At 74.4% G+C, this 10213-nt stretch carries 11 protein-coding genes; 10 read left to right on the forward strand and 1 reads right to left on the reverse strand.

Going from position 1 to position 10213, the window contains the following annotated elements; translation table 11 throughout:
• The 9 genes from ETD96_RS33100 to ETD96_RS33140 all read left to right on the forward strand — a co-directional run.
• On the forward strand, window positions 1-1044 hold a 1044-nt coding region (locus ETD96_RS33100), incomplete at its 5' end, for a branched-chain amino acid ABC transporter permease (protein ID WP_205719567.1).
• On the forward strand, window positions 1041-2117 hold the full coding sequence (locus tag ETD96_RS33105) for a branched-chain amino acid ABC transporter permease (RefSeq protein ID WP_205719568.1): 1077 nt from the start codon (window positions 1041-1043) through the stop codon (window positions 2115-2117). The genes ETD96_RS33100 and ETD96_RS33105, both read left to right, overlap by 4 nt.
• On the forward strand, window positions 2114-2848 hold the full coding sequence (locus tag ETD96_RS33110; RefSeq protein ID WP_205719570.1) for an ABC transporter ATP-binding protein: 735 nt from the start codon (window positions 2114-2116) through the stop codon (window positions 2846-2848). The genes ETD96_RS33105 and ETD96_RS33110 overlap by 4 nt, the downstream gene beginning before the upstream one ends.
• Complete coding sequence (locus ETD96_RS33115; RefSeq protein WP_138640420.1) at window positions 2835-3536, forward strand: ABC transporter ATP-binding protein; 702 nt, start codon at window positions 2835-2837, stop codon at window positions 3534-3536. The genes ETD96_RS33110 and ETD96_RS33115 overlap by 14 nt, the downstream gene beginning before the upstream one ends.
• Window positions 3536-4882 (forward strand): MmgE/PrpD family protein, encoded by a 1347-nt coding sequence (locus tag ETD96_RS33120; protein WP_138640421.1) that lies wholly within the window; start codon window positions 3536-3538, stop codon window positions 4880-4882. Before ETD96_RS33115 ends, ETD96_RS33120 begins: the two co-directional genes overlap by 1 nt.
• On the forward strand, window positions 4879-5535 hold the full coding sequence (locus ETD96_RS33125; protein WP_138640422.1) for a hydantoin racemase: 657 nt from the start codon (window positions 4879-4881) through the stop codon (window positions 5533-5535). The genes ETD96_RS33120 and ETD96_RS33125 overlap by 4 nt, the downstream gene beginning before the upstream one ends.
• Entirely contained in the window at window positions 5532-6926 is a 1395-nt protein-coding gene (locus tag ETD96_RS33130) for an FAD-dependent oxidoreductase (RefSeq protein WP_138640423.1), read from the forward strand. Before ETD96_RS33125 ends, ETD96_RS33130 begins: the two co-directional genes overlap by 4 nt.
• A 10-nt stretch (window positions 6927-6936) precedes the next feature.
• Window positions 6937-8406 (forward strand): dihydroorotase, encoded by a 1470-nt coding sequence (locus ETD96_RS33135; protein WP_138640424.1) that lies wholly within the window; start codon window positions 6937-6939, stop codon window positions 8404-8406.
• Window positions 8407-8422: 16 nt separating this feature from the next.
• Window positions 8423-9202: an IclR family transcriptional regulator gene (locus ETD96_RS33140; protein WP_138640425.1), complete on the forward strand. Its 780-nt coding sequence runs from the start codon at window positions 8423-8425 to the stop codon at window positions 9200-9202.
• Here the strand turns inward: ETD96_RS33140 and ETD96_RS33145 are convergent.
• Entirely contained in the window at window positions 9199-9927 is a 729-nt protein-coding gene (locus ETD96_RS33145; protein ID WP_138640426.1) for a metallophosphoesterase, read from the reverse strand. The two genes, ETD96_RS33140 and ETD96_RS33145, sit on opposite strands and share 4 nt — an antisense overlap.
• Before the next feature lie 47 nt (window positions 9928-9974).
• Between ETD96_RS33145 and ETD96_RS33150 the strand changes: the two genes are divergently transcribed.
• Window positions 9975-10169, forward strand: a complete 195-nt coding sequence (locus tag ETD96_RS33150) for a hypothetical protein (RefSeq protein WP_205719569.1) — start codon at window positions 9975-9977, stop codon at window positions 10167-10169.
• The last annotated feature ends 44 nt before the right edge of the window (window positions 10170-10213 follow it).

Raw genomic sequence — 10213 nt, forward strand, 5'->3', positions numbered from 1 at the left:
CGTCTCGCTCCATGTCGAGATCGCGGTCGTTCCGCAACAGGTGCGCAGTCCCCTCCCGCCCCCGCCGCCCGGCGCCGCCCGCTGCTGGGCGGCGACGGGACGGGGGCCGTCCTCAAGCGCGCCGCCGTCACCGGCGGCGTGGTGGCGGTCGCGATCGCGGTCGCCCTGATCAAGTCCGGCAGCGGCCTGGTCGTCTGGCAGTCGGTGGTGACCGGCCTGCTGATGGGCGGGCTCTACGGGCTCATCGCGATGGGCCTCACGCTGATCTTCGGCGTGCTGGACATCGTCAACTTCGCGCACGGCGCGCTGCTGGCCATCGCGATGTTCATCGCGTTCGGCGTCGTGCAGGGCACCGGCGTCCACCCGTACCTGACGCTGCTCGTGGCGGTGCCCGCGCTGTTCCTGCTCGGCGCCGCCGTGCACCGCGGCCTGCTCGGCGGGACGGGCGGCGCGTCGCTGGAGAACCAGCTCCTCATCACGCTCGGGCTGTCGCTGCTGCTGGAGAACGGCCTGCTGATGTTCTTCGGCGCCGAGCCGAAGACCGTGGCGCTGCCCGGCGACTTCCAGTTCTCCCTGTTCGGCGCGGTCGTGTCGGGCGCCCGGCTGTACGCCTTCCTCGGCGCGATCCTGATCGGCGCGGTGCTGTTCTGGCTGCTGCGCCACACCCGGTTCGGCACGGCGATCCGCGCGGTCGCCGCCAACGGGCAGGGCGCCGAGCTGGTCGGCGTGAACGTCCGGCGCGTCCACACCCTGACGTTCGCGATCGGGACGGCCTGCGCCGGCGCCGCGGCGGTGCTCGCCGCGCCGCTGGTCACGGTCACGCCGACGCTCGGCGAGCAGTTCAACATCACCGCCTTCGTCGTCGTGGTGCTCGGCGGCATGGGCAACGTCGCCGGCGCGCTCGTCGGCGGGCTGCTGATCGGGCTGGTCGAGCAGCTCACCACGATCTACATGGACGGGCAGAGCTCGCTGCTCGGCGTGTTCGCCGTCTTCGTGATCGTGCTGTTCCTCCGCCCGCAGGGGCTCTTCGGGAGGCGGGCATGACGGGCACGGGCATGACGGACACGGGCATCACCCTCACCCGCCGCCCGGACGGGGACGGCGCCCGGCCGGCGAAGGCGCCGCCGCTGCGCCCGCACCACCGGCAGCTCGCCGTGCTCGGGGTGCTGCTGCTGGTCGCGATCCCGCTGCCGCTGGTGCTGCCGCCCGCGCAGGGCGCCGTCGCCGTCCGCATCCTGATCTTCGCGCTGATGGCCATCGGCTGGAACGTGATGAGCGGGTTCGGCGGGATGTTCAGCTTCGGGCACGCCGCGTTCTTCGGCCTCGGCGCCTACACCAGCGCCTACCTGCTCGTCGAGCACGGCGTGTCGCCGTGGATCGGGATGCTCGCCGGGATGGCGGTCGCCGCCGCGGTCGCCGTCGTCATCGGGTACTTCGCGTTCCGCTACAAGCTGCAAGGCGCCTACTTCGCGCTGGCGACGTTCGCGTTCGCCGAGATGCTGCGGCTGATCGTCACGACGAGCGAGTTCACCAACAAGGCGGTCGGGTTCACCGTCCCGCTGATCCAGGGCTCCTCGTTCTGGAAGATCCAGTTCGCCGCGGACTCGCCCGCCTACTTCTGGATCGCGCTCGGCCTCGCCGGGATCGCCGCCGCGGTCAGCATCGTGTTCCTGCATTCGCGGACGGGCCGCTACGTCACCGCGATCCGCGACGACGAGCTGGCGGCGGCGTCCCTCGGCACGCCCGTGCTGCGGTACAAGCTGGTCACGGTCGCGCTGTCGGCGGCGATCACCTCGGTGGCCGGCGCCTTCTACACGCAGTACTACCTGTTCGTGAACCCCGACCTGGCGTTCGGGTCGTCGGTGTCGGTCCAGGCGATCGCGACCGTGGTCATCGGCGGCATCGGCACCATCTGGGGCCCGATCGTCGGCGCGGTCATCCTCGGGGCGCTGTCGGACGTCACCGCGACGCTGCTGCGCACCCCGCCCGACTTCCTGAGCTTCCTGCAGGGCCGCAGCGGCCTCGACGTCGCGGTCTACGCGGTCCTGCTGATCCTCATCGTCCGGCTGCTGCCCAAGGGCATCGTCGGCACGATCGCCGCGAGGTGGCGCCGATGAGCATCCTGAACGTGACCGGAGTGGGCAAGGACTTCCGCGGCCTGCGCGCCCTGTCGGACGTGGAGTTCCAGGTCGAGCAGGGGGAGATCCTCGGCATCATCGGCCCGAACGGCGCCGGGAAGACGACGCTGTTCAACGTCATCTGCGGCGCGCTCGCCCCCGACACCGGGCAGGTCGTGTTCGGCGACCGGGACGTCACCGGCTCCTCGCCGGACCGCATCGCCCGCGCCGGCATGGTCCGCACCTTCCAGCTCATGCGCCCGTTCGGGAGCATGACCGTGCTGGAGAACGTGAGCCTGGCCGCCCAGCACCGGCGGGCGTCGCCGCACCGGCTGCGGAAGCGGTCGCTGGACGTGGTGGAGCGCGTCGGCCTCGGCCAGTGGGCGCACCGCAACGCCACCGAGCTGCCGACGGCCGGGCTGAAGCGGCTCGAACTCGCCCGCGCGCTCGCGATGCGGCCGAAGGTCCTGCTGCTGGACGAGGTCCTCGCCGGGCTCGTCCCGTCGGAGCGCGAGCCGGTCCTGGACCTGCTGTCCGCGCTGCGCGCGGAGGACGGCACGACGCTGCTGTTCATCGAGCACATCATGGCGGCCGTGATGCGGCTGTCGGACCGGGTCCTCGTCATGGACCAGGGCCGGGTGCTCGCGACCGGCTCGGCGGAGGAGGTCACCTCCGACCCCCGCGTGATCGAGGCCTACCTCGGAGAGGAGCCCGGCGATGCTGAGGCTTGACCGGCTCTGCGCCGGCTACGGGCGCATGCAGATCCTGCACGACATCGACCTGACGCTCGGCGAGGGCGAGATCGTCGCGCTCGTCGGCGCGAACGGCGCCGGGAAGACCACGACGCTGCGCGCGGTGTGCGGGCAGCTGCGGCCGACGTCCGGGACGATCACGTTCGCGGGCGAGCCCACCGCCGGGCGCCGCCCCGACCAGCTCGTCCGCGACGGGCTCGTGCACGTCCCCGAGGACCGCGCCCTGTTCGGCACGCTCACCGTCGAGGAGAACCTGCGGATGGGCGCCTGGACCCGCCCGCACGGCGAGGTCGACGCGGCCATGCGCGAGGTGTTCGAGCTGTTCCCCGTCCTCGCCGAGCGGCGCACGCAGGTCGCGCAGACCTTCAGCGGCGGGCAGCAGCAGATGCTCGCGATCGGCCGCGCGCTGATGGCCCGCCCGAAGCTGCTCATGCTGGACGAGCCGTCCACCGGCCTGTCGCCCAAGCTGACGTGGGCGATGCTCGACGCGGTCAAGCGGATCCGCGACACCGGCGTCGCGGTGCTGCTGGTGGAGCAGAACGCCAAGCAGGCCCTCGGCATCGCCGACCGCGCCTACGTGCTGGAGAGCGGCTCGACCGTGCTGCACGGGACGGGCGAGGAGCTGGCCGGGTCGGCCGAGGTCAGGAAGGCGTACCTGGGGCTTTGATGGACGTGAACACGGAGGCCGCGACGGCCCGGCTGGGGGAGTGGGTCGCCGGACTGGACGTCGCGGACGTGCCGGTGCAGGTGCTCGACCGGCTCTCCCTGGTCCTGCTCGACGCGATCGGCGTGACCGCGCTCGGCGCCGGGCTGGCGGAGACGCGGGCGCTGCGGGCGGCGTGGGGCGCCCCCGGCGGGCCCGCGCCGCTGATCGGCGCGGGGCGGTGCGCCTCGGTGGACGCCGCCGCCTGGCTGAACGCCGTGGCGCTGGTCTGCCTGGAGCTGGACGAGGGCAACAAGTACGCCAAGGGCCACCCGGCGGCGCACGGCTTCCCGGCCGTGCTGGCGCTGGCGGCCGAGCGGGACGCCTCCGGCCCCGACACGGCGGCGGCGCTGCTCGCCGCCTATGAGACGGCGTCCCGGTTCGGGCGGGCGGCCCGGCTGCGGCCGGGCGCGCACCCGCACGGGAGCTGGGGCGTCGCGGGCGCCGCCGCCGGCTGCGCGCGGCTGCTCGGCCTCGGCCCGGACGCCGTCGCGGCGGCGATCGACACCGGGGCGGGCCTGCCGGTCGCCGGGCACTTCGCCTCGGCGACGGACGGGAACCCGGTGCGGGACGCCTGGATGGGCGCGTCCAACATGTCGGGGCTGGCCGCGGCGCGGATGGCGGCGGCCGGGCTCGCCCGCAACACCGGCACCGCCGCGCTGTCGCTCGGCACCCTGCTCGGGGAGTTCGACGCGGCGGAACTGACCGGCGGGCTCGGCGAGCGCTGGGACATCACGCGCGGCTACTTCAAGCGGCACGCGTCCTGCTCGTTCACCCATCCGGCCGCCGACGCGGTCCTCGGACTGCGCGGCGGGCTCGACCCGTCCCGGATCGGCGGCGTGCTGGTCGAGACGCACGCGCTCGGCGCCGGGCTGGCGTCGCCGGAGTGGGACAACCGGCTGTCGGCGATGTTCTCCACGCCGTTCGCCGTCGCCGCCGCGCTGCTGCACGGCGAGGTCGCGCCCGGCGCCGACCTCGACGATCCGGAGCTGCGGGCGCTGGCGCGCCGGGTCCGGCTGGCCGAGGCGGGCGACCTGACCGCGCGGCTGCCGGACGAGCGCGCCGCCCGCGTCACCGTCGAGCTGGACGACGGGACCGTCCGGACCCGCGAGGTCCCGAACCCGGTCGGCGACGCCGACCACCGCCCCCTGGACGAGGGGGACGTCCTGGCCATGCTGCGCCGGTGGCTGCCGGGACGCGAGGAACTGATCGACCGGGCGGCGGCGCTCTCCCGCGAGCTGCCGGGCCTGGACCATGCCGGGGAGCGCCTGCGCGGCCTCGCCGGCGACGAGACGAAGGAGCCGAAGTGACGCGCGCCCTGGCCGTGACGCCGATCCATCTGCCGCCGGAGGAGATCCGGCGGCGGCAGGCCCGCTACGACCGGCTGGCCCCGCCGGGCCTGACCGTCGAGCTGCGCGACGTCGGCCCGGCGGCGCCCGGCGCGCTGGACGACGAGGCGGCGATCCGCGCCTCCGAGCGGGAGGTCGCCGCCGCGCTGGCGCGGGCCGGGGACGGCTGGGACCTCGCCTTCCCCGACTGCGTGCTCGACCCGGCCGTCCCGGACGGCCCGTCCGGCCCGGGCGCCGGCCCTGACCGGGGCGTACGGCCGATCGGCCTGCTGAAGCTGAGTAGTATGCACCTTTCTGCGATGAATGTTCGGTTTGGTGCGGTGGTGCGGAACGAGGCGATCGGCGCGGAGCTGGGCCGCCGCCTCAAGGGCTACGGCCTGGACGAGTACGTCGCCGGGATCGCGGTGCTGGAGCTGCCCTTCGACGCCGTCGCCGACGCCGCCGCCTGGAACGCCGCCCTCGGCGAGGCCGTGGACGCGCTCGCCGCCGCCGGCGCCGCCGCGGTGCTCAACGGCTGCTCGGCCGTCGACGTCGACGAGGACCGGTTCGCGGCCCGCGTCGTCGACCCGACGGCCCTCGCCCTGACGCTCATGACCGCGGGGGGATCCGCATGACCGACGGACCCGACCTCGTCATCGCGGGCGCCGGCGGCGGCCTCGCCGGCGCGCTGCGCGCCGCCGAACTCGGCCTCAGCGTGGTCGTCGTGGAGGCGAGCGAGCACTTCCGGCGCGGCAACAACACCTCGATGTCGACCGCGATGTTCCCCGGTGCCGGCTCCCGCTGGCAGGCGGCCGAGGGCGTCCACGACTCCCCGGACCGGTTCGTCGCCGACATCATGGCCAAGACCAAGGGCAGCGCCGACGCCCGGCTCGCCCGCACCCTGGCCGAGGTCAGCGGCCCGCTCGTGGAGTGGCTCGCCGACTCGGTGGAGCTGCCGCTGTCCCTGGTCACCGACTTCAACTACCCCGGGCACTCCGTGACGCGCTGCCACTCCGTCCCGGGGCGGCACGGGTCGAGCGTGATCGACCACCTCGCCCGCCGCGTCCGCGAGCACCCGGACATCGACCTGCTCGTCCCGGCCAAGCTCGCCGGCGTGGCGACCGGCCCGGACGGGGCGGTCCGCGCCGCCGTCGTCCAGTACCCGGACGGCACGACCGAGGAGATCCCCACCGGCGCGGTGCTGCTCGCCACCAACGGCTTCGGCGCCGACCGCGGCCTCGTCGAACGGCACCTCCCCGAGATCGCCGGCGCCCTCTACCAGGGCAGCGACCAGTCGCTCGGCGACGCGCTGCGCATCGGCGGCGGCCTCGGCGCCGCCACCGGGTTCCTGGACGCCTACCAGGGGCACGGCGCCATCGCCGCCGGCGCCGGCACCCTCGTCGGCTGGGCCACGATCATCCACGGCGCGGTCATGGTGGACCTCGGCGGCCGCCGCTTCGGCGACGAGACCCGCGGCTACTCCGAGTACGCCGCCGAGCTCGCCGCCCGGCCCGGCGCCACCGGCTGGATCGTGCTGGACGAGACGGTCCACGAGCAGTGCCAGGGGTTCAAGGACTACCGCGACACCGTCGAATCGGGCGTCCTCGTCCGGGCCGCCGACGCCGAGGCCCTCGCCAAGGCGACCGGCCTGCCGCCGGACGCCCTCGCCGACGAGCTGGCCGCCAGCGCCGCCGCGGCCCGCGGCGAGCGCCCCGACGAGCACGGCCGCACCCACTGGGAGCGGCCCCTCGCCGCGCCCTACGCCGCCGTCCGCGTCGTCCCCGCCCTGTTCCACACCCAGGGCGGCCTGATCGTCAACGAGGACGCCGCCGTCGTCGACCCCGACGACCGGCCGATCCCCGGCCTGTACGCGGCGGGCGGCGCCGCCGCCGGGATCTCCGGCCACGGCGCCGACGGCTACCTGCCCGGCAACGGCCTGCTGCCCGCCTTCGGGCTCGCCTACCTGGCGGCCGGCGCCGTCGCCCGCGACCGGACCGCCCGCCGCACGACCACCCGCGAGAATTGAGGAGTACACGATGGCCACGACCGAACTGCTGCTGAAGAACGTGCGGGTGGTCCGCCCCGACGCCCCCGACGGCACCGAGCCGGAGCGCGCGGACATCGCCGTCAACGACGGCACGATCGTCCAGGTCGCCCCGGGGCTGCCCGACGACGACGCGGCCACCGTCGTCGACGGGGGCGGGCGCCTGGCGTTCCCCGGCGTCGTGGACGCCCACCAGCACTGGGGCATCTACAACGAGCTGGGCACCGACACCCGCACCGAGAGCCGCGCCAGCGCCCAGGGCGGCGTCACCACGGCGCTGACCTACATGCGCACCGGCCAGTACTACCTGAACAAGGGCGGGCCGTACCGGGAGTTCTTCCCCGAGGTGCTGAGCATCGCGGAGGGCAACGCCTACGTCGACTACGCCTTCCACCTGGCGCCGATGATGGCCGAGCACATCGACGAGATCCCGTACCTCGTCGAGGAGCACGGCGTCACCTCGTTCAAGATCTTCATGTTCTACGGGAGCCACGGGCTGCACGGCCGCTCGTCCAGCCAGAGCGACTTCCTGATGACCCCGCCGGACGAGCGCTACGACATCGCGCACTTCGAGTTCGTCATGCGCGGCGTCCAGCGGGCCCGCGAGCAACTCGCCGACTACGCCCCGCACATCTCGCTGTCGCTGCACTGCGAGACCGCCGAGATCATGACGGCCTACACCAAGATGGTCGAGCAGGAGGGGAAGCTGACCGGCCTGCGCGCCTACAGCGCGTCCCGCCCGCCGCACTCGGAGGGCCTCGCCGTCACCATCGCGTCCTACCTCGCGCACGAGACGGGCCTGCCCAACATCAACCTGCTGCACCTGTCGTCGGACAAGGCGCTGTCGGCCGCCCTCACCATGGCGGGCGCGTTCCCGCACATCGACTTCCGCCGCGAGGTCACCATCGGGCACCTGCTCGCCGACGTCGACACCGCGCACGGCCTCGGCGGCAAGGTCAACCCGCCGCTGCGCGACCGCGCCGACGTCGAGGCGCTGTGGCGGCACGTCCTCGCCGGCGAGGTCGACTGGGTCGTCAGCGACCACGCCTGCTGCCGCGACGAGATGAAGTTCGGCGCCGACCGCGACGACATCTTCCTCGCCAAGTCCGGGTTCGGCGGCGCCGAGTACCTGCTGCCCGGCCTGGTCGGCGAGGGCCTCAAGCGCGGCCTGCCGCTCCAGCAGGTCGCCCGGCTCACGTCCTGGAACCCGGCCCGCCGCTACGGGCTGGTCAACAAGGGCGCCATCGCCGAGGGCTACGACGCCGACATCGCCCTGGTCGACCCCGACGCGAACTGGACGGTCCGCGCCGCCGACTCCGAGTCGACGCAGGAGTACACGCCGTTCGAGGGCTTCGCGATGACCGCGCGGGTCACCGACACCTTCGTGCGCGGCAACCACGTGTACAAGGACGGCGCGGTGACCGGCGACCCCGTCGGACGCTACCTGCGCCGCGGCCGCTGAAGCCTAGGATCTTGGCGTGACCAACCAGACCGCCACCGCGCCGCCGCCGGGGGGAACCGAGGTCGCCGGGCGGGTCGCCGACGTGCTGCTGCTGTTCGCCGGCGGCCCCGAGTACCTCGGCGTCACCGCCATCAGCCGCGAGCTGGGCATCTCCAAGGCCGTCGTGTACCGCATCCTGCAGTCGCTGGTGTCCCGCGAGATGCTGGAGGCGGGCACGGCGGGCTACCGCCTCGGCCCCGCCGCCGTCGCGCTCGGCGTGAGCGCGCTGCGCCGGTTCAACGTCCGCAACGCCGCCGCGCCCGTGCTGCGGCGGCTGCGGGACGCGACCGGCGAGACCACCACGCTGTCCGGTCTCGTCGGGGACGAGCGGGTCTACCTCGACCAGTTCGAGAGCCCGCACGAGGTCAAGATGACGGTCGAGGTCGGCCGCCGGTTCCCGCTGCACGCCGGCTCCTCGGGCCGGGTGATCCTCGCGTTCCTGCCCGCGGAGCGCCGGGAGCTGATCCTCGGCCGGCCGCTGGCGGCGATGACCCACCGGACCGTCACCGACGAGGACCGGCTGCGCGCCGAACTCGCCGAGACGGTCCGGGAGGGCGTCGCCGTCTCCCTCGGCGAGCGGCAGGCCGACGCCGGCTCGGTCGCCGCGCCGCTGTTCGGCCCGGACGGGGAGGTGCACGGCTCCATCAGCGTGTGCGGGCCCCGGCACCGCTTCACCCCCGAGGCCATCGACCGCTACCGGACCCTCGTCGTCGACGCCGCCGAGGAGATCACCCGCACCTGGACGACGCACCGCTAGACGGTGCGGTAGTGCGTGGTCAGGCGCCCCTCGTCGTCCAGGAGGTGGATCGCCAGGCCCGGGGGAGCGGCGAGGTCCACGACCTCGCCGCCGCGCGGCGGGACGACGAGCGTCGACACCGCCCCGGGCGCGACGAGCAGGGGCCGCCCCGCGAAGGTCGTGGCCGCCGCCGTGTGGGCGTGCCCGCACAGCACGGCCGCGACCCGCGGGTGGCGCTCGACGACCCGGGCCAGGCGCTCCGCGCCGAACTGGCGGATCTCGTCCACGTACGGGGCGCCGAGCGGGACGGGCGGGTGGTGGAAGCAGACGAACGCCGGCGCGTCGCCGTTCCCGGCGAGGTTCTCATCGAGCCAGGCGAGCGTCTCGTCGTCCAGGAAGCCGTGGGCCTCACCGGGCACGGTCGAGTCGCACATCAGGAACACGGCGCCCGCGACCTCGTGCGCGCGGTTGACGGGGCCGTCGCCCGGCGGCTCGTCTAGCAGCACCTCCCGGAAGGGGCCGCGCGCGTCGTGGTTGCCGGGGCAGGCCAGCACCTGGTGCCGGGACGCCAGCACCTTGCGGGCCTGCTCGTACTCGGCGGGCTCCCCGTGGTCGGCGATGTCGCCGGTGACGAGGACGGCGTCCAGCGGGAGGCCGTCCAGGTGCTCCATGACCCGCGCCGCGCGCGCGGCCGCGCGGTCGCCGAGATCGAGATGGACGTCGCTGAGCTGGGCGAAAAGGATCATGCCCGCGAATCTAGGCGCCGACCGGACCAGGATTAAGATCCGGTCCCATGCCGGAAGACTGGTCCAGTTCGGTCGATCTCCATCTCGCCGTCGACGCGGCGGGCGGCCGCCGCGCGGGCCTGGAGCGGGCCCTGCGCGCCGCGATCGCGGCGGGCCGCCTCGCGCCGGGCGGCGCGCTGCCCTCCACCCGCGCCCTCGGGTGGAGCCATGCAGTTCCGCGGAGATGTCGCCGAACTGGGTAGTTCTCGCCGGGCGCCGGGTCGCCGGCGGTGCGGCCGCCGGCGAC

The organism is Actinomadura geliboluensis (genome assembly GCF_005889745.1).
GTDB classification, from domain to species: domain Bacteria; phylum Actinomycetota; class Actinomycetes; order Streptosporangiales; family Streptosporangiaceae; genus Spirillospora; species Spirillospora geliboluensis.

Bases quoted from the DNA above. Each gene is read 5' to 3' on its own strand.
- ETD96_RS33105 (WP_205719568.1), top strand. From the start codon at position 1,041: ATGACGGGCACGGGCATGACGGACACGGGCATCACCCTCACCCGCCGC.
- ETD96_RS33110 (WP_205719570.1), top strand. From the start codon at position 2,114: ATGAGCATCCTGAACGTGACCGGAGTGGGCAAGGACTTCCGCGGCCTG.
- ETD96_RS33115 (WP_138640420.1), top strand. From the start codon at position 2,835: ATGCTGAGGCTTGACCGGCTCTGCGCCGGCTACGGGCGCATGCAGATC.
- ETD96_RS33120 (WP_138640421.1), top strand. From the start codon at position 3,536: ATGGACGTGAACACGGAGGCCGCGACGGCCCGGCTGGGGGAGTGGGTC.
- ETD96_RS33130 (WP_138640423.1), top strand. From the start codon at position 5,532: ATGACCGACGGACCCGACCTCGTCATCGCGGGCGCCGGCGGCGGCCTC.
- ETD96_RS33135 (WP_138640424.1), top strand. From the start codon at position 6,937: ATGGCCACGACCGAACTGCTGCTGAAGAACGTGCGGGTGGTCCGCCCC.
- ETD96_RS33145 (WP_138640426.1), bottom strand. From the start codon at position 9,927: ATGATCCTTTTCGCCCAGCTCAGCGACGTCCATCTCGATCTCGGCGAC.
- ETD96_RS33150 (WP_205719569.1), top strand. From the start codon at position 9,975: ATGCCGGAAGACTGGTCCAGTTCGGTCGATCTCCATCTCGCCGTCGAC.